Source organism: Rothia nasimurium (assembly GCF_928381705.1).
GTDB lineage: Bacteria > Actinomycetota > Actinomycetes > Actinomycetales > Micrococcaceae > Rothia > Rothia nasimurium_G.
Genome location: NZ_CAKMSR010000001.1, coordinates 67,935 through 86,687, shown reverse-complemented (window position 1 = coordinate 86,687; position 18,753 = coordinate 67,935). Strand labels below are relative to the sequence as shown.

The window sequence follows — 18,753 nt, the reverse complement described above, 5'->3', positions numbered from 1 at the left end:
AGACCTGTAATTCATGTCTACTTCTTTCCCCACCCGTGTGAGCCGCAAGCAGGCCCTGAGCATCGCCGCTCTGGGAACTGTTGGTCTGCTCTCGGCCTGTTCCTCAAGCCAGGATTCACTAGCGGCCCAGGCAGATGCCGGTGACTCCAAGGGCTACATTGCCGGTGACGGTAGCGTCACCGAATACGCCGCCGGTGAGCGCGGCGAACCCGTTGAATTTGAAAGTGAGCTCTTTGACGGCACCGTCGTCTCAGCCGCTGACCTGCGCGGTAAGCCCGTGCTGCTCAACTTCTGGTACGCCGGCTGTGCCCCCTGCCGTGTTGAAGCCCCCTGGCTCAACGAACTGCACGCAAGCTTCGGCGAGAAGGTGGCCTTTTACGGGGCCAACGTCCGCGATGAAAAGGGTACCGCTGAGGCCTTCGAAAAGAACTTTGAGGTGCCCTACCCCTCCTTCCGGGACGTGACCGGCAAGGTGCTCCTTGCCATGAGCAAGTACGTGCCGGCTCAGGCCGTGCCGACCACCGTCGTCCTTGATGCTGAGGGGCGCGTCGCTGCCCGCATCCTGGGGCAGATCGATAAGTCTGTGCTGAATACCCTGCTCGAAGACCAGGTCAGTGCCTAGTTTCGGTCAAATCGTTCTTGACGGCTCCCTCTGGCTCGCTCTGCCCCTTGCGGCACTGGCGGGCCTCGTCTCCTTTGCCTCACCCTGCGTGCTACCGCTCGTGCCCGGCTACCTGGGCTACGTAACGGGTCTATCGGGTGGGGAAATGAGCCCCCGCCGCCGCAACCTGCGCATGGTGACCGGCATCGGCCTCTTCGTGCTGGGCTTCTCCTTTATTTTTGTGCTCATGTCTGTGGTGCTGGCCCAGCTGGGAGCCGCCCCCTGGCTCCGCGGCCAGGGCTGGGTAGACCTGGTGCTGGGTCTGCTGGTAATTCTCATGGGTCTGGTCTTCATGGGCCGCTTCGACTTCTTCCAGCGCGACCGCAAAATTGAAGCCAAACCTCCGGCCGGCCTCTGGGGCGCCCCGATTCTGGGCATCACCTTCGGTCTGGGCTGGGCCCCCTGTATCGGCCCGACCTTCGCGGCCGTGCAGACCCTGGTCTACACCGGGGGCTCCGATAACACCAAGGCGGTGCTTCTGACCCTGGCCTACTGCTTGGGGCTAGGGATTCCCTTCCTGCTCGTAGCGCTGGGCGTTGCCCGCGGCGTCAACACCATGGGCTGGGCCCGCCGAAACCGACTCCTACTCCAGCGCCTGGGCGGCATCATGCTCATCATCATCGGCCTGCTTCTGGCGACCGGCCTCTGGACGCAGCTGATGTCCTGGTTCCAGGCCAGCATGCCGGTCTACGAACTCCCCATCTAAACACACCCCCACACTGACGCACCGAACCGAAGATAGCAAGGAAAACATGGCAGAGACTCAGGACGCCCCGGCCTTAGGCCCGCTGGAAATGCTCCGCTGGGCATGGACGCAGCTGACCAAGATGAATACCGCTCTCTTCCTGCTGCTCATGCTGGCGGTCGCCGCTGTGCCCGGTTCGGTCTTTCCCCAGCGTATTCAGGACCCCGCCGCTGTAGCCGACTACATTGAGGTGCACCCCACCTGGGGCCCTATCGCTGATAAGCTCCAGCTCTTTGATGTCTTCTCGTCGGTCTGGTTTGCGGCTATCTATATTCTGCTTTTTGTGTCCCTGATTGGCTGCGTCATTCCCCGCGCTACCAAGCACTATCAGGCCATGCGGTCAGGGCCCGCCCGCACCCCCAAGAACTTCTCCCGCCTGCCCCAGCACCGCACCCTCACCATCCCCGTGGACGCCGGTACCGGGGAATTAACAGCCGCCCGCGCTATCGAGGACGCCGCCGCCGTCCTGAAAAATCGCCGCTACCGTATCGAGGTGCGCGAAGAAGCCCCGGGTGTTGTAAACGTTGCCGCCGAACGCGGCTACCTGCGCGAACTGGGCAACATCCTCTTCCACCTGGCCATGATCGGTGTGCTGATTGCGGTAGCGCTTGGCTCCCTCTTTGGCTACAGCGGCCAGCGAGTGGTGACCGAGGACGAAACCTTCGTCAACTCCCTGGTTGCCTATGACTCCTTCAGCCCCGGCACCAACTACAACCCCGACTGGCTGGTGCCCTACTCAGCCACCCTCAACAACCTGACCGTCGAATACGACCGTCAGGAAGGCTCACCCACCTACGGCTCAGATATCAACTACGAAGCTGACTTCACCCTCACCAGTGCAGACGGTGAACAGCGCGAGCAGACCCTCAGAGTCAATGAACCCATCTACTTTGAGGGAACCTCTATCTACCTGCTGGGCAACGGTTACTCGCCGGTCGTCCGTATCACCAACACTGACGGCTCTGTTGCCTACGAGGGGCCCGTGGTGGGCCTACCCTCGGGCCGTAGCTACCTCTCATCTATCGTGCTGAAGGTTCCGGACGCCCACCCCGACCAGCTGGGCTTCGTCGGCATGTTCCTGCCCACCGGCGAACGCACCACCGGCAGCGCCCCCACCTCTATCGACTCAGACCTGCTCAATCCCATGCTGGTGCTCCAAAGCTACGCGGGCGACCTCGGGCTTGATAACGGCGTGCCCCAGAACGTGTACGTACTCGACGTTGATAGCCTGACCCCGCTCAACACCATGGCCGCCGGTAACGGTATTGTGCTCGATGCCAGCAACAACACCGCCACCCTGCCCGATGGCCACGGAACTATCGAATTCCTGGGTGTTAAGCGCTACGCTGGCATTGAGATCAGGTCAGACCCCGGCCGTCCGATCGCCCTGGTCTCAGCAACCCTGCTCTTTGGCGGCCTGCTGATCTCGGTCTTCGTCGCCCGCCGCCGCGTCTGGGTACGAGCCACCGAAAGCGGCACCGGGTCAGACCGCGTACTCACCGTCGAATACGGCCTCCTGGCCCGCGGCGAAGACCCCCGCCTCGCCACCGAAGCCGACAAACTCACCGACCTCTTCGCAGAGCGGTGGGGACTAGAATTTGATGAAGCCTAACCTACCCACCGCCCGCCCCGGGGCAACCCGGCCGGGCACCGGCGTCCGCGCCCTACCTCAACCTGTGAATTGAGAACACCATGTCAGAAGTCAACATAGAGCTCGCCCGCTGGAGCGAACTCTTCATGTACCTAGCAGCCATCACCTACATGGTTGCCTTCGTCGCCTTCGCCTGGGACGTCGCAGCCCACTCCCGCACCACCAAGCGCCTTGAAGCTGCCACGGCCCCCGAAACTGAAAAGGAACTCGTAGGTTCCGGTGCCCGCGTCAAAAACGCCCGCTCAGCTCGCATTAGCGGCACCGAACAGGGCACCGGCGAACGCGGCATGGGCTACAAGCGGTCAGCTGCCGCTAAAATCTCTGGCCACGTTGCCGACTCAGAAATGCGCTACGGCACCGGCGAACGCCGCCCCGCCGCCCGCGCCGGCGTGGTCATCCTGGCCCTGGGCTGCCTCATCCACCTAGCCGGTGTGCTCTCCCGCGCCTTCGCCGCCAACCGCGTGCCCTGGGGCAACATGTACGAGTTCTGCACCACCGGCGCCCTGCTCGTGGTCATGGTCTACCTGGGCTTCCTCATCTTCCGCGACCTGCGCTTTGTAGGCACCCTGGTCTCTGGCCTCGCCCTGACCATGATGACCGCAGCCACCATCGCCTACCCCACCCCCGTAGGCCAGCTGGTGCCCGCCCTACAGTCCTACTGGCTGGTCATCCACGTATCCATTGCCGTACTCGCCTCAGCTATCTTCACCATCACCTTCGCCATGGCAATCCTGCAGCTGGTACAAACCTCCCGCGAACGCCACATCATCGAAGGCAACGACAGCTCCCTAGCCCGCCTCGGCTTCATGCGACTCATCCCCTCATCCACCGCCCTCGAAAACTTCTCCTTCCGCCTCAACACCGTAGGCTTCGCCATGTGGACCTTCACCCTGGGCGCCGGCGCCATCTGGGCCGAGAAAGCCTGGGGCCGCTACTGGGGCTGGGACACCAAGGAAGTCTGGACCTTCATCATCTGGGTCGTCTACGCCGCCTACCTGCACGCCCGCGCCACCCGCGGCTGGTCAGGCCCGCCCAGCGCCTGGCTCTCCATCGCAGGCTACCTCTGCATCATCTTCAACTTCACCGTAGTCAACGTGTACTTCTCGGGCCTGCACTCCTACTCGGGTCTCTAGGATTTATACCCCTCATTACGGCTCCCCAGGCTCGCGCTCGCTGCCGACCCTCTCGCTGGTTCGCTAGCGCTCACAAGGGCGATTCACGCCAGCCCCGCGCCAGCAGCTTCGCTGCGAGCCTGGGTCGCCTAATTGCTTTGGTTAACCAACTTTCTACAAAGCGTTCTCCCACAGGTTCAAAGAAGCCCCCGCACATTGTGTGCGGGGGCTTCTGCGTAGGTGTTGTTCGGTAATAATCGACAAAAGTCTTGAAACCTATCTAGGTATATGTTGTACTTAGGTACAGAAGGAGGTGCTCATGAACCCCACCACCTACCCGCCGGCCCTGGTGCGGGCAACCTTGCCCACCGCCGTCCTGGCCTGCCTGGCTCAAGAAAACCTGCACGGCTATGGCCTGGCTACCCGCCTGGAAGAGATGGGCTACGGACGCCTGCGCGGCGGCTCCCTCTACCCGGCCCTCTCCAAGCTCGAAGAAGCCGGGTACGTCACCACCAGCTGGACGGAAGGGGAGAGCGGGCCTGCCCGCCGCCAGTACCGGCTGACGGACGCAGGCGCCCGCCAGCTCGCCGACGAACGAGCTACCCTGGTCCGGCTCACTAGCGCCCTCGGAGCCTAAACCCACCAGACGTTTCTATATGACTCAAGGAGGAGACATGGCAAACAACCCCTACGAACGCCTGACCGTCGCAATCGAAGAAGCCAGCGACAACCCGGCAGACACAGACTGGGTACAAACTGCCTTTGCGACCCTCGCTACAAACGGTGTCAAAGCAGTCACCAGCGAAAGCGCCATCAACCGCGTCATTAGACAGGTCGCAGAAAGCGGCGAAAGCGCCACGAACCTCTACGGTAGCCCTCAGGAATGGGCCGCAGAAAAAATCACTACCTGGCGGGAAAAAGGAACCCAGGCCTTTTCTGAAGACGAGCCATGGGCCCTCAAAGAAGTAATGGTGGCAGGTTTCTTCACCGGGGCATTCTTTAGCATCCTTTTCTGGGTGGTCAGCGTACTACCCAGCGATAGGCCGAGCTCCCAGCCGCTGGGCTTCTATCTTCTTCCCGGGGCCTTGGGCATGCTTTTTCTTGCTCAGCTCGTTACCTTTCAACATAGCCGTAAAAAATTTGGCTTTACCGCTGCCGTACTTCTGACAGCGCTCGTTATTCTGGCCGGCTCAGCAGCTATCGGGCTTGGTCTATTTGCCTCCTATGAGGTTTTCACCCAGCGCCTGCCCAGCTGGACCCACCTAGTGGCTGCCCTGGGGCTGGGTGTTTTGGGAACAGCTGCGGGCTTCCTGCTGCCCTCACCCCCGCAGGTTACAGGTCTAGATGAGGAAGAAGATTACCAGGACGATGAAACCTGGCTTGCACGATTCAAGCAGGAGTTGAGGGGGCGCGGCGATATCTCAGACGCTCGCGTGCGGGAAGAAGTTTCCAGGGTCAAAGAACATGCCCGCGAAAGCGGTAGTAGCTACCTCGAAGAATTCGGCCACCCGGTAGTCTATGCCCGTTCCCTCTCAGAACAAAAGAAGGTCAGGCCCTACCGGCTTTACCTGCACTCCCTACTCATGCTCGCGATATTCGGTCTATGGGGCTACGGACTTTACACGACCGATGACTACGCTAGCTTGACCTGGCGCCTGCCACTCCTAGTTGTCATTGTCATCGGGGGTGTACTTGAAACCAGAAGGCACTACCGGGCCTACCGCCAGGCCAAAGCGCAGGCCAGCTCATTCTGACGCTGGGTGATCCTTATCGTCCGTGGGGCCGGTAGCCTCGTCGCCCTGCCCGGGAGCCTGCTTGCCAGGGGCAGGGCCCTGCCCACCGGCGTCCTTACGGTTCTTGCGCTGCTGCCACTCGGCGTCCTGGCGCTCGCGCCGGGCCCGGGCTTCAAGGAACTTCAAAAACTCAGGGTCATCATCGGGAGCCACCGGCGGTTTGGCAACAGGCGCCCCAAAAGACCCGTGGCGCGACCCGCGCGGCCGCCCCAGCCAGAACCACAGCACCGACCCCAACAACGGAAAGAGCACCAGCACAGCAAGCCAGGCCCCCTTGGGCAGGGTGCGAACGCGCAAACGGTCGGTCTGGGCGGCATCCAGAATCGAATAAATCCACACGCCCAGCAGAAGAGCGGCGCCGCCAATAATCAAAATAGCTCTACCCATACCCCCATTTTTCCATGAACAGGCCCGCCCACCCCTCTTTGTGCGCTCACAGCGTGCTAGATGAGCGGACGCGCCCGCCTCCTCTAGGCAGCACCAGCAGGTTGGTAGAATGAGGGGGTGAATTTTCTGAAGTACTCCCTGCTCCGCCTGCTGTTCTCAGCTGCCGCCTTCTTCGCCTCCTACTACTTTGGTGTGGGCTTCATTCTGGCCATTATTTGCGGCGCCATCATTGGCTTCGCCATCTGCTACCTAGCTTTTCCCCGCCTGCACGACGCTGCAGCGGCCGACTTTAACCGCATGATTCGCCGCAAGAACAAGCCTAAGAAAACAAGGGTTGAAGATGAAAATCAGGCGTTTGAAGACGAGCTAGACGAAGCGGCCCGACGTAGCCAGGGTCTTTAATAGCCGGTAAAGATGGTAGCCCGCTCAGCAAAGATTTCGAGCGGGTGCAGAACCACGGCGAGAGCCACCAGAAGCGAGTAAATCAGCGCAATAATGCCCGCCTGCTTGAGCACCGGAATCAGGTCGCGGCCCAGGGCACCCGAGAGCACCACCAGAGCCGAGTGCACCACCGGCCCAATCAGAATAAAGGCCAGGGCGTACCAGGGGTTCTGCGGAACCAGCAGGGCGGTCAGGGCCAGACCCAGGCCCATCTCTACAGCGTAGGTGATGCGCGAAGCGCGGTCGCCCAGGCGCACAGCCAGGGTTTTCTTACCTGCCTCAATGTCGGTGGGAATATCGCGTACGTTATTAGCCATCAGCAGGGCACAGGAGAAAAGCCCCAGGGCGACGGCGAAGACCCAGGAGCTCAGAGTCAGCTGGTTGCTCTGGGTAAACATGGTGCCGAGGGTGGCGACCAGGCCAAAGTAGATAAAGACGAAAATATCGCCCAGGCCCATGTAACCGTAGGGGTGCTTGCCGCCGGTGTAACCCCAGGCCGCCAGCACAGCCGAGGCACCGATAGCCAGGAACCACCACTGCTGCGAGAGCATAATCAGGGCCAGCCCGCTCAGACCTGCCAGACCGAAGCAAATAAAGGCCGCCATCTTCACGTGGGAGGGCTTGGCAACGCCCGAGCCGACCAGGCGCAGGGGGCCCACGCGGACCTCGTCCGTGCCCTTAATTCCATCGGAGTAGTCGTTGGCGTAGTTGACGCCCACCTGCAAGAAGAAGGCCACGAGGAAGGCCAGTAGGGCGCGGCCGGGCTTGAACTGGTGCACCTCGTAGGCGGCCGCAGAACCAGCAATGATAGGAGCTGCCGCCAAGGGGAGCGTGCGCAGACGCGCCCCTTCAATCCACTGTGCAACCGTTGCCACTGTTGTGCTCCTTATCAACCCAGGTTTCGATGTGGCGTCGCTACGCCACAAATACACACCATTCTCTCACTTTTTAGCGGTGGACGCCCGCTAGTGGCCGCGTGACCTACCCCGATTTGCTGACTGGGCTTTCCAGGCTTCGGCAAGGAGCGCCTGGACGGCCTGCCGGTCAGGCTTGCCGGTGGGAAGAGTCGGCATGTCAGGGAGCACCTTAACGAGTTTGGGGGCGGACGCTGCCCCCAGCTTTTCTGCCACCAGCTGGGGGAGGGCGTTCGCAAGCTTAGAAGCGTGTGCGCTGTTACCCGCCACCAGGGTGACGGCGGCGGCGATAGCGGTACCCCAGCGGGCATCTGGAACCCCGGCCACCAGGGCCTCACGCACAGCCGGGTGACTTTCGAGGGCGGTAGCTACGGCTGCCGCGCTGGTTTTGATACCGCCAGAAATGAGCACGTCGTCGGCGCGACCTGCTACAGTGAGGGCTCCGGTGCGCAGGTCTTGGGTGCCCAGATCGTCGGTGCGGTACCAGCGGGTTCCCTGACCGTCTACAAAGAAGTGGGCGGCGGTGCGCTGAGGATCATTGGCGTAGCCGCTGGCAATGGTCGGCCCGCCCAGCCAGATACGCCCAGGAGCTTGTGGGTCGGCGGCATCGGCTTCTATCTGCACGCGGACGCCCGCCAGCGGCTTGCCCTCGTAGACGCAGCCCCCGGCGGTTTCAGCCGACCCGTAGGTGCGTACTACGGGCAGTGCCAGATCGCGGGCGCTTGCGATGAGGTCGGCGCTGGCCGGTGCCCCGCCCAGCAGAATTGCGGAGAAAGAACGCAGGGCCGCGAGGGTTTCTTCGCGGAGGGCGCCCTCCGGGGTTTCGAGCAGGCGGTGTAACTGGGTGGGTACCAGGGAGACCAGCCGGTGCGGGGCTGAGAGTTTTTTGGCGGAGCTGACGAAATCCTGGGCGGTGAAGCGGGTGCCCTCGCTGACTGAATCGGTCAGGACGGGGACGGTACCTGCCAGGGCAGACCTCGCCACCACCTGCGCCCCGGCAACGTACTGCAGGGGCAGGGCCAGGAGCCACTGGGCGCTGCTTGTCCCGGTCGCTGCCTCTGTACCCTGAGCCGACGCACGTAAAGCCGAGGTAGAGAGCACCGTCTGTTTGGGGGCACCGGTGGAGCCGCTGGTTGTGACCACCAGGGCGGGTGCGTCCTGCCCTCTCTCTAGCTCTGTAAAGCAGGTGCTGAAGGTGTACAGGGCTTCGGTGACCTGCTGGGTGGGGCTGGTGGGCTGATCTGCTCCGACGCGGACGACGCTGCCCGGCCCGGGCAGGGCAGGCGCGGGGAGTGGGGTAAGGGAATCTAGTGTCATGGCTCTTTTTAGTCTACGCCTGGTGATTATTGCCAGATAGTATGCCTACTTGGTAATCTTGTAGGTAACACCTTCTGCTTCTCAAGGTCGAGATAGGAGCCATCCCATGCTTGAAGTAACCGGTGCAGAAATCGCGATTCTGCTACTTTATCTGGCCCTGCTGGTGCTCTTTTTTGTAGTGCTCCTGGGGTTCCATAAGAAAAATAAGACCGAAATTCGAGTGATTCGTAAGCGCTTGGGCCTGGGTGAGAATGCCACAGGTAACACCGACAAGGGAGCCTAACCATGACTGTACTTGCTACTAATCCGCTGGTGCCCACTACTGGGGAGGCCGTTCTTTCTGTGATTGGACTGGCCTACCTGGTCTTCATGCTGGTTTTCTTGGTCTTTCTGGTCAACGTGCTGCTGACCTGGCACCGCAAGAACAAGCTGCGCATTATCGAGCTGGAGTTCGAAGAACGCGCCATTGACAACCGCAAAGCTGCCCGGCGCATGGCAGGCCCTGAGGCCTAGCTGGGGAGTCTAGCCCCAGACCGAACGCAAGGACGCCCCGCCCCACCTTTCGCGAAGAAGGTGGGGCGGGGCGTCCTCATTGTGTGCCCGGACGGCGAAAGCCCACCAGACTCGCGTACTGTCTACGCCCTTCGTGGGCAGGGCGCGAGTTTGGTGGGCACTCAGTTATTTTCTTCTGGCTGCTGCGTCTACTCGTAGTGGTATCTCACCGCAGCAATACGCACAGAGTTGCCCACGATTTTGTAAACCAGTCGGTGTTCTTCAGTAATTCTGCGTGACCAGTAGCCGGAGAGGTTGTTGCGCAGGGCCTCTGGCTTGCCAATACCTTCGTTGCCGTTGCGTTGGATATCTTTGAGTAGGGTATTGATTCTTTTGAGAACCTTGCGATCTTGCCTTTGCCACCACAGGTAATCTTCCCAGGCCTGATTGCTCCAGATAAGTTCCACGCCGTTGCCTAATCTTCGAGGAGTGCCTGGTTGGAGCCTCCACCTGCTTCAAGTTCGTCGATTGCATCGAGTAGCTTACGGGCATTGGCAGGCGAACGTAAGAGGTGAGCGGTTTCTTTGAGTGATTCGTATTCGGCAAGTGAAAGAATGACGGCAGGTTCGTGCCCTGCCCTGGTGATGACGACTTCTTCAAGGTCTTCTACTGCGATATCGAGTACTTGGGCGTAATTGGCGCGGGACTCGGTGTAGGTCATAGTTTTCATCAAAACCTCCTGTACAGAAAACTGTACTCGCAGTGGGTGGGGGTGGCAAGCCCTATCGAAACCATTCAACCCGCCTAGCGGTAGATGAAATGATTTGCTTTTGAGTTCAAGACACGACCAGTAGGATGAAAGAAACAACTATTTTTCCCCACTAATGAAAGTGCCTCCCCATGGATAAGAGACAGCTTGCGAATAGCATTTGGAGTGCTGCGAATGAGATGCGCGGTAGCTTGGACGCCAATGACTATAAGGACTTCATCCTGGGGTTTCTTTTTTATAAGTATCTTTCTGATAAAGAGGTCGAGTATTTCATCAGCAATGGGGTTCCTGTGGAGGATTTGCCTGTTGAACTAACTCACGCATCGGAAGCTAACTCTCATCTGTACTTTAAGATCGCACGTGACAATCTTGGGTACTACATCGCTCACGATGACCTCTTTGAGGCGTGGCTGTCTAAGCGGGCCACCCTGGACGTTGCTGATATTACTGAAGGACTACGGTGTTTTGACGCTTCAGTGAGCCCTGCACATCAGCACCTGTACAAGGGCATTTTTGCCTCTTTTATGTCCAGCATCCGCAAGCTGGGTGATAATGCGGCAGCGCAGGCAAAGAAGCTGCGTGCGATTATGAACGTTATTAAGGACGTACCGACCGGCTCAGGCGCTGACTACGACATTTTGGGGTATGTCTATGAGTATTTGATTGGTCAGTTTGCAGCTAACGCCGGTAAGAAGAATGGGGAGTTCTATACTCCACATGCGGTGGCTTTGGCGATGGCTGAAATCGTGGCTCATCATGTGGCTGATCGTGATGAGATTGAGATTTATGACCCCACCTCCGGTTCTGGTTCGCTGCTCCTCAATATCGGTCAGGCTGTTGAGCGTCGTTCGGGCCGTGAGGGCCGTATTCGTTACTATGCGCAGGAGCTGAAGCAGGACGCTTATAACCTCACTCGCATGAACCTGGTGATGCGTGGCCTGGAGGCTTCTAATATCGTGACCCGTCGTGGTGATTCCTTGGATCAGGACTGGCCGATGATCGATAAGTACAATAATTACAACCTGCTGCGGGTGGATGCTGTGGTGTCGAACCCTCCCTATTCGGCGAAGTGGGATCGGGAGCAGGCTCAGAGCGATCCGCGTTTTGCGGGGTATGGTCTTGCCCCTGAGACAAAGGCTGATTATGCCTTCCTCTTGCACGAGCTGTATCACCTTAAAGATGATGGCATCATGACGATTGTTTTGCCCCACGGTGTGCTCTTCCGTGGTGGTGAAGAGGAAAAAATTCGCCGTAATTTGATTGAGAAGAACAATATTGAGGCTGTGATTGGTCTGCCTGCCAATATTTTCTTCGGCACGGGTATTTCGACGATTGTGATGGTGTTAAAGAAGCAGCGTTCTGCCGATACGGGTGTGCTGTTTATTGATGCTTCTCAGGGTTTTGTGAAGGTTGGAACCAAGAACGATCTTCGTGCTCGTGATGTTCGCAAGATTGTTGATACGGTCATTGAGCGCCGTGATATTGAGAAGTATTCGCGGCTGGTCTCTCGTGATGAGATTCGTGAGAACGACTATAACCTCAATATTCCTCGCTATGTAGATTCATCTGCTGATGCTGAATACTTTGATATTTTCTCGACCATGTTCGGCGGGATTCCGCACCGCGAGCTAGATTGCTACAAGGATTATTGGGAGAGCCTGCCCGGGCTCCGTGAGTCTATTTTTGAGCAGATGAGCCCCACCCATTCCCAGGTTCGTGATGGTGTTGAGTTGGCAGAAACAGTTCGAGCACACGAGTCTGTAGCTGGTTTTACCCAGGCCTTTGCTAGTGCTTTTGAGGGTTTTGAGACTGCTTTGCATGCCCGTTTGGTTGAGAATTTTGAGGCAGTTGATTTGTTGACTGTTGAGGCTGATATTCGGGCTGATATTTTTAACCGTCTTGCAGGGGTTCCTCTGATTGATGACTATGAGGTGTACCAGCATTTTGCGGATGCCTGGGCGGGTATTGAGAACGACCTTGAGGTTATTAAGCGCGAGGGCTGGGATGCTACTCGTGAGGTCGTGCCCAACATGGTGGTGAAGACTAAGAACAAGCAGAAGGTTGAGGTGCAGGACGGCTGGCTGGGTAAGGTCTTTGATTTTGCCCTGGTGCAGAAGGTTCTGTTAGCTGATGATTTGGAAGCTATTGAGCAGCTTCGTGAGAAAGAGGCTGTGCTGTCTGCTCGTTTGGCTGAGCTGTTTGAGTCTGTTGATGAAGAGGACTATGAGCTGGGCGACGTTTCCCTGGTGAACGCTAAGGGGGATGCTTTTGCTGCGACTGCGGTAAAGGCGCAGGCAAAGGTAATTGAGAAGAGCCAGGATGAGGTCGCTGAAGGCTCTTTGGAAGAAGTCTTGCTGAATGCTGCGAAGGCTCTGGGGGAGCAGGCGAAGATTGTGAAGGCTTTGAAAGCTGCTGAGGGGGAGCTTGAGGGGAAGACTGTGGTCGCTATTGCTGCCTTGTCGGATGAGCAGGTGATGGATCTGCTTCATGCCCAGTGGATTACAGGCATGGTGGAGCAGTTCTCTGCGGTGCCCGGCATTGTGGTGGGTCGGCTCATTGACGCACTGCAGGCTCTGGAAGCTAAGTATGCTACGACTCTGGATGATGTTAACACCCAGATTGCGAGTACCCAGGCTGAGCTGGCCACCCTGATGGGCCAACTGACCGGGCCGGACGCTGATATGCAGGGCATTGCCGCCCTAGCTGACATGTTTGGGAGTAAGAACTAATGGCGACACCAGAGATTCGTTTTGAGGGGTTCGAGGGCGAGTGGCCAAAACCCGTTTTAGGCTCCATGGGAAAAACCTACGGAGGGCTTTCCGGGAAAACAAAAGAAGATTTTGGGCATGGAGATGCAAATTTTATAACTTACATGAATGTATTTTCTAACCCTATATCAAACCCGGCGATGGTTGGAAAAACAAAAATTGATAAATCCCAAAATCAAGTTATAAGTGGGGATGTTTTATTCACGGTGTCCTCTGAGACCCCTGAAGAAGTGGGTATGTCCTCCGTTGTTGAAGAGGTTAGGGGGATAACCTATCTGAATAGTTTCTGCTTTGGGTTTAGGCCACAAATAAAAATTGACAATAATTTTCTGGCTCACGCTCTAAGAAGTCCAAGCGTTCGCAAGGATTTCACTCTCTTGGCGCAGGGAATATCTCGTTTCAATATCTCCAAGTCAAAAGCAATGGAAATTGGTCTTTCCCTACCACAAGGAACAGAGCAAAATATCGTAGGAAGTTATTTTAGAAGACTCAGCGAAATTATCGATATGACTTCTGAAAGGGTAAAAAATTTTACTCTTCTAAAGCAGTCCATGCTGGCCAAGATGTTCCCGCAGGGCGGGGCGTCCGTACCTGAGATCCGATTTGAGGGTTTCACGGGTGACTGGGAAGAAGATGCTCTTGAAAATTTAGTTACTCGCAAAACTCAGGCGGGTTTTGACAACTCTTTACCTCGCGTTGAATATGAGGACATTATTTCTCATGCAGGGAGGCTGAATAAAAATATCTACTCAAAAAAATCTCAAAAAGTTGGAATATTGTTTGAATCCGGTGATATTATTTATGGAAAACTTCGCCCATATCTGGGAAACTGGATATTAGCTGATTTTACAGGGATTGCTGTAGGTGATTTCTGGGTGCTCAGGGGGGGAAAATTGCTTCCCTCATTTCTTTTTGCAATGATTCAATCAACCTCTTTTAAGCAAGTAACCCAGATTACAACTGGATCTAAAATGCCTCGAGCTGACTGGCCTGTCACTTCTAAGCATCCTTTTCTTTATCCTTCTTCTGCGGAACAAGCTGCCATTGGCTCCTACTTCCGTCAGCTTGACCAGCTCATTGAGCTCGAAGAAGCCAAGCTTGCCAAGCTCACCCAGCTCAAAACTGCTTTCCTCTCCAAGATGTTCGTTTAGGATCCCCATGACCCAGCCCATGCAATTCGCCACCGAAGCAGAATTTGAAGAAGCCCTCGTCAGCCGCCTGCGCACCAAGAACAGGTGGAGCGGCGGCGTCCTAATCAACCCCACCGAGCAAGACCTCATCGACAACTGGGCCAATATCCTCTTTAAAAACAACCAGCAGGAATACCGGCTCAATGGGGTGCCCCTCTCTGACTCCGAAAAGAAAACCCTCGTCAACCACCTCAGCGGTATCACCGACCCCAGCGCTATGCACCAGCTCCTACAGGGCAAATACATAGAGCTCATCCGCGATAACCCGCAAGACACCGTCAACCACGGCAAACCCGTCCAACTACAAATCTTCGACCCCCGCCAAATCGCAGGCGGTGACTCCACCTACCAAATCGCCCAGCAACCCCAGTTCACCCGGCGCGTTCAGGAAGACCGCGACCGCCGCGGCGACATCCTCCTCCTCATCTGGGGTCTGCCCCTCATCCACGTAGAACTAAAAAACCACGGGCACACCACCGACGAAGCCATCTGGCAGATCCGCAAATACACGCAACAGGGCATCTACACCGGCATCATGAACACGGTGCAAGCCTTCGTCGCAATGACCCCCGAAGAACTCGTCTACTTCGCCAGGCCAGCCAGCGCAGACGACTTCAACCCAAACTTCCAGTTCAAATGGACGCATCAAGAAAACGACTATTACGACAACTGGGCAGATAATGCCTCATCCTTCCTTGGTATTCCCCAGGCGCACCAGCTCATCGGCGATTTCATGATTGCAGATAGCGGGGACGGCGTTCTCAAAGTCCTACGCCCCTACCAAATCCACGCCGTCCAATCGATTCTCAACAAACTCGGCGAAATCAACCGTATCCACCCCGAAGACTGGACTCGTAACACCCAAAAAGGCGGCTACATCTGGCACACCACAGGGTCCGGCAAAACCATGTCATCCTTCAAATCAGCAGCCCTGCTCGCCCGAGAACACCTAGCCGACAAAGTAGTCTTCGTACTCGACCGTATCGAGCTCTCAGAGCAATCTGAAAAAGAATACAAAAACTTCGCAGACGACAACGTAGAACTCTACCGCCCCGCCAGCACAGCCCTCCTGCTGAGAGACCTCAAAGACACCCAAAAAACCCTCATCATCACATCCCTCCATAAACTCGGCAGGCTCTGCGCTGAAGACTCCTTGGCCGGTGAAGCAGACTTCCGCACAATCTCTGACCAGCGCATCGTATTCATCGTTGACGAAGCCCACCGATCCACCTTCGGCAGCATGTTCCGTGACGTCCACAACCACCTGCCCCATGCAGTCTTCATCGGCTTCACCGGAACCCCCATCTACGACGAAAACAAGCGCAAAGACACCATCACCAGCGAACTTTTCGGCAGCGAACTTCACCGGTACAGCATCGCCTTCGGCCTCCGTGACGGCAATGTGCTGGGCTTCAACACCCAAGGAGTCCCCACCTACTCCAACCTTCGGCAGGCCGTCGCCATCCGCCAAGCCGGTGGAACAGGCATCAACTGCATCATCGACATCATGCAGAACGAAACCCGCAAAACCATCTACGAGAAGTTTATGGACCCACAAGAGGTACCCTGGGCAGGAACAAAAGGCGAAGACGGAAAATACACCCGCGGTATCGAAGACTACGTAGACAAGGATATCTGGGAATCCGAAGAGCACCGCAAACAGGTCGTCGAACACATAATCGGCCACTGGCCAGAACGTTCCGTTGTAGGGAAGTTCCACGCCATATTCGCAACAAGTAGCGTCCAAGAAGCTATCGCTTACTACCGTCTCTTCAAGGAACTCGCGCCCTACCTCAAAATCACTTCAATCTTCACTGAACGGGAAGAACACGATGAAGAGAGTTACCTGCGCGATGAAGGCATCCGTGAAATTCTCACCGACTACAATCAGCGCTACCACCAGAACTTCTCCCGTGAAGATATGGCTAGCTTCAAAACAGACGTTGCCGACCGTCTAGCCCACAAACAGGGCTACCGCACCATCGATAACCAGCCAGACCTCCAGCTCGACATGGTCATCGTTGTCAATCAGATGCTCACCGGCTACGACTCCAAGTGGGTCAATACCCTCTACCTTGACAAGGTCCTCAGATACGACGGTCTCGTCCAAGCCTTTTCCCGCACCAACCGCATCTTCAACCACTCATCACTTAAACCGTTTGGTTCCATCATCTACTTCCGCAAAGTACACACCATGGAACAAAACATCATCGACGCATTCGACCTCTATGCGGGAGATCGCGCCGCCGACGTTTTTGCAGACCCCCTACCCAAAACTCTGGCCGCCATCAACGGAATCTACGACCGCATCAAAGCGGTCTACAGAGAAGCAGGGCTCCAAGAATTCAACAAGCTTCCAGAAGGCAAGGAAGCGCGGTCAAAATTTGCTGCAGCAGTCTCAGACCTCATTAAAAAAATTGAAACTGCAAGCCTACAAGGTTTCACCTGGAACGAAAGAACCTACACCTTCGACGATACACCCGGCCAGGAACCCGTCACCGTTGAAATTGACGAAGAAACATACAACCTGCTGCTTGCCAGACTCCAGGAACTTGGCGATAGCGATGATGCCCCGGGGAACAATGAGCCTGGTGAAGACAGCATCCCGCTAGACCTCACTGCACTCGCTATTGCCCGTGATACCCTGCGCATCGATTACGAGTATCTCGAATCTCGTTTTACTAACCTACGCCAAGCCCTCAGAGAAGAAAATAGTTCTACCCAGTACATCGATGAGCTCCGTGCTCAGGTGCAAAACGCCTACGGGGCGCTCTCTCAAGAGGACCAGGTTATCGCTCAAACCATTCTCAATGACCTTGAAAACGGCACCATCGATATTCAGGAAGACAGAAGCTTCCGAGACTATCTCAATCTCTACAAGTCTCAGCAACAGCAGAATCGCGTAACAGCACTTCATGATGCTCTTGGTATCCCCGAAGCAAAGATTTTCGAGATAATGAAGCTTGGCATCACTGAAGCATCTGACCTCACATCTTTTGGCAGGCTTCAATCCCTTAAGGCTGATATCAGCTACCCACAGTTTACGATGTACCTCGAACGCCAAAATCTGCAGCTCAACCGGTTCAAACAAAATGCTGCAGCAGAACGCCTCTTAAAAGACTTCTTCCTCAAAGAAGCTGACCCACTACATTGGGACGCTAGTGAGTTCATCTAAAACTTGATTTTTGGCATCCGAGGAATTGCAGCTCAGTCTCTTTGCATAGTTTAGTAGAGCTCATCAACGTGCCATTACGAGTAAGGAAAATATCGTATAAAGGGAATGAACGGGCTGAAATCTCAATGTTTCAGCCCGTTCATGCGTGATGTCGTACTACCGATCCTTGACCCAAGCGAACGCAGCGGCAACCATGACCACAAGGCCTGCAATTGAAAGCGGAATAACGGCAAGACTTTCTAATAACTTATCTAAAATGACAGCGAAAAATGTCACTAGTACTGCTCCTCCTATGGGGTAAGCAATACCTGAAAAGTCATTCATCCTTGTAGCCGCTACGACTGCAATGACTATCACGAGGGCAACAAAACTGATGCCAATCACCCAGCCTGCTATATCGTTGCTCAGTGGTGGCACTGCTCGGAACATCTTGAACAAGGGGTACACGCCAATAAGCGCTCCCACCGCTGAACAACTAAGCGGAAAAATGGATGACCTCGCAACCTGATGTGTAAAAAGAGATGCTACAAGTACAAGAGCAGCAACCAGGGCGAACAGAATCGCGAAAAACCAGCTCCAGGCGTTCATGCTCTCAACATAATTGGGCGGCGTTGTCAAAAAATCTGTTTCCATAATTACACCTTCTGACTGATAGTAGTGGCGGGCTTGGCTGCGGCAAATTCCTGAGTAACGAACTGACCTGTGACTGCTGACCGGTAGACCGTACGAGTGTTCTTGGTTGAGCCCCCTATGCGTTCGGTTGTCGTTTTAGAGGGGGCTCTTTTGGCGTAAGACTTGGTGACAAAACGACCAGTTTTAGCGCTTCTAGTTACTGTCCTTGCACGTGCCATAGTAGTTACCTTTCTGAGGCTGAGCGTGTCAGCCTCCATGCTGAAGAAATCTTCGTTCTCAATGATGTAGCATCTACTCTAAGTCGAATCTACACTTAATGCAAGGGGTGAAGGTGATGATACGATTTAACTAGATATATACTTGTGGGTATGAGCCGAAAGTATTTGGAACCATGCTGATCGAGTATGAGGATGAAGAGCTGCAGAAGCTTGCGGAAGATGCTAGCTACTCAACGAAGCGGTTTGGCTCTGCGCTAGTTGCTGCGTATCGGAAGAAGATTGGACTTATCAGGGCGGCTGTAGATGAGCGTGATTTGCGTGCATATAAAGCACTGCGACTTGAGAAGCTAGCGGGGGACCGTGAAGGGCAGAGTTCAATTCGTTTGAATCAGCAGTATCGGTTAATTCTTAAATTCAAGACAGTTGATCCAGGGAGGATAACTGTCGTGATTGAAATAGTTGATTATCACTAACACCACGGAGGAAA

The 18,753-nt window shown here is 56.0% G+C and carries 19 protein-coding genes; 13 read left to right on the top strand and 6 right to left on the bottom strand.

The window, feature by feature from the left end:
• Nucleotides 1-13 precede the first annotated feature (13 nt).
• The 6 genes from L6762_RS00420 (at nt 14) to L6762_RS00395 (ending at nt 5,923) form a co-directional block, all read left to right on the top strand.
• Nucleotides 14-622 carry a TlpA family protein disulfide reductase gene (locus L6762_RS00420; protein ID WP_237185010.1) on the top strand — a complete coding sequence of 203 codons (609 nt, stop codon included), beginning with the start codon at nt 14-16 and terminating at the stop codon, nt 620-622.
• Nucleotides 615-1,367 (top strand): cytochrome c biogenesis CcdA family protein, encoded by a 753-nt coding sequence (locus tag L6762_RS00415; RefSeq protein ID WP_237185008.1) that lies wholly within the window; start codon nt 615-617, stop codon nt 1,365-1,367. The genes L6762_RS00420 and L6762_RS00415 overlap by 8 nt, the downstream gene beginning before the upstream one ends.
• A gap of 46 nt (nt 1,368-1,413) precedes the next feature.
• A complete protein-coding gene (gene resB, locus L6762_RS00410) occupies nt 1,414-3,018 on the top strand; it encodes a cytochrome c biogenesis protein ResB (RefSeq protein ID WP_237185006.1) in 1,605 nt (534 codons plus the stop codon).
• Between the two features lie 80 nt (nt 3,019-3,098).
• Entirely contained in the window at nt 3,099-4,190 is a 1,092-nt protein-coding gene (gene ccsB, locus L6762_RS00405; RefSeq protein WP_237185004.1) for a c-type cytochrome biogenesis protein CcsB, read from the top strand.
• Nucleotides 4,191-4,488: 298 nt separating this feature from the next.
• Nucleotides 4,489-4,806 carry a PadR family transcriptional regulator gene (locus L6762_RS00400; RefSeq protein WP_237185002.1) on the top strand — a complete coding sequence of 106 codons (318 nt, stop codon included), beginning with the start codon at nt 4,489-4,491 and terminating at the stop codon, nt 4,804-4,806.
• 37 nt (nt 4,807-4,843) lie between these two features.
• Entirely contained in the window at nt 4,844-5,923 is a 1,080-nt protein-coding gene (locus L6762_RS00395) for a hypothetical protein (protein ID WP_237185001.1), read from the top strand.
• Here L6762_RS00395 and L6762_RS00390 read toward each other — a convergent pair.
• The gene (locus L6762_RS00390; RefSeq protein ID WP_237185000.1) at nt 5,915-6,349 is read right to left on the bottom strand and encodes a PLD nuclease N-terminal domain-containing protein; all 435 of its coding nucleotides are present in this window, start codon (nt 6,347-6,349) and stop codon (nt 5,915-5,917) included. The two genes, L6762_RS00395 and L6762_RS00390, sit on opposite strands and share 9 nt — an antisense overlap.
• A 117-nt stretch (nt 6,350-6,466) precedes the next feature.
• On the opposite strand from L6762_RS00390, the gene L6762_RS00385 reads away from it, so the two are divergent.
• Nucleotides 6,467-6,751, top strand: a complete 285-nt coding sequence (locus L6762_RS00385) for a DUF4229 domain-containing protein (protein ID WP_237184998.1) — start codon at nt 6,467-6,469, stop codon at nt 6,749-6,751.
• Here the strand turns inward: L6762_RS00385 and L6762_RS00380 are convergent.
• Nucleotides 6,748-7,665 (bottom strand): 1,4-dihydroxy-2-naphthoate polyprenyltransferase, encoded by a 918-nt coding sequence (locus tag L6762_RS00380; RefSeq protein ID WP_237184996.1) that lies wholly within the window; start codon nt 7,663-7,665, stop codon nt 6,748-6,750. The two genes, L6762_RS00385 and L6762_RS00380, sit on opposite strands and share 4 nt — an antisense overlap.
• 90 nt (nt 7,666-7,755) lie before the next feature.
• On the bottom strand, nt 7,756-9,021 hold the full coding sequence (locus L6762_RS00375; protein ID WP_237184994.1) for an AMP-binding protein: 1,266 nt from the start codon (nt 9,019-9,021) through the stop codon (nt 7,756-7,758).
• Between the two features lie 106 nt (nt 9,022-9,127).
• On the opposite strand from L6762_RS00375, the gene L6762_RS00370 reads away from it, so the two are divergent.
• Both L6762_RS00370 and L6762_RS00365 read left to right on the top strand, forming a co-directional pair.
• Nucleotides 9,128-9,304 (top strand): hypothetical protein, encoded by a 177-nt coding sequence (locus L6762_RS00370; RefSeq protein ID WP_237184993.1) that lies wholly within the window; start codon nt 9,128-9,130, stop codon nt 9,302-9,304.
• Between the two features lie 2 nt (nt 9,305-9,306).
• Complete coding sequence (locus tag L6762_RS00365) at nt 9,307-9,534, top strand: hypothetical protein (RefSeq protein ID WP_237184992.1); 228 nt, start codon at nt 9,307-9,309, stop codon at nt 9,532-9,534.
• A gap of 188 nt (nt 9,535-9,722) precedes the next feature.
• Here L6762_RS00365 and L6762_RS00360 read toward each other — a convergent pair whose 3' ends face one another.
• Both L6762_RS00360 and L6762_RS00355 read right to left on the bottom strand, forming a co-directional pair.
• Complete coding sequence (locus L6762_RS00360) at nt 9,723-9,980, bottom strand: Txe/YoeB family addiction module toxin (protein WP_237184991.1); 258 nt, start codon at nt 9,978-9,980, stop codon at nt 9,723-9,725.
• Between the two features lie 8 nt (nt 9,981-9,988).
• A complete protein-coding gene (locus L6762_RS00355) occupies nt 9,989-10,243 on the bottom strand; it encodes a type II toxin-antitoxin system Phd/YefM family antitoxin (protein WP_237184989.1) in 255 nt (84 codons plus the stop codon).
• Between the two features lie 170 nt (nt 10,244-10,413).
• Between L6762_RS00355 and L6762_RS00350 the strand changes: the two genes are divergently transcribed.
• From L6762_RS00350 to L6762_RS00340, 3 genes are read left to right on the top strand one after another with little or no spacing between them, the layout of a single operon-like run.
• On the top strand, nt 10,414-13,011 hold the full coding sequence (locus L6762_RS00350; protein ID WP_237184987.1) for a type I restriction-modification system subunit M: 2,598 nt from the start codon (nt 10,414-10,416) through the stop codon (nt 13,009-13,011).
• Nucleotides 13,011-14,201 (top strand): restriction endonuclease subunit S, encoded by a 1,191-nt coding sequence (locus L6762_RS00345; RefSeq protein WP_237184986.1) that lies wholly within the window; start codon nt 13,011-13,013, stop codon nt 14,199-14,201. Before L6762_RS00350 ends, L6762_RS00345 begins: the two co-directional genes overlap by 1 nt.
• Nucleotides 14,202-14,208: 7 nt before the next feature.
• Complete coding sequence (locus L6762_RS00340) at nt 14,209-17,415, top strand: type I restriction endonuclease subunit R, EcoR124 family (protein WP_237184984.1); 3,207 nt, start codon at nt 14,209-14,211, stop codon at nt 17,413-17,415.
• Between the two features lie 156 nt (nt 17,416-17,571).
• Here L6762_RS00340 and L6762_RS00335 read toward each other — a convergent pair whose 3' ends face one another.
• Nucleotides 17,572-18,048 carry a hypothetical protein gene (locus L6762_RS00335; RefSeq protein ID WP_237184982.1) on the bottom strand — a complete coding sequence of 159 codons (477 nt, stop codon included), beginning with the start codon at nt 18,046-18,048 and terminating at the stop codon, nt 17,572-17,574.
• Nucleotides 18,049-18,439: 391 nt separating this feature from the next.
• Between L6762_RS00335 and L6762_RS00330 the strand changes: the two genes are divergently transcribed.
• Nucleotides 18,440-18,739 carry a type II toxin-antitoxin system RelE/ParE family toxin gene (locus tag L6762_RS00330; RefSeq protein ID WP_237184981.1) on the top strand — a complete coding sequence of 100 codons (300 nt, stop codon included), beginning with the start codon at nt 18,440-18,442 and terminating at the stop codon, nt 18,737-18,739.
• Nucleotides 18,740-18,753 lie beyond the last annotated feature (14 nt).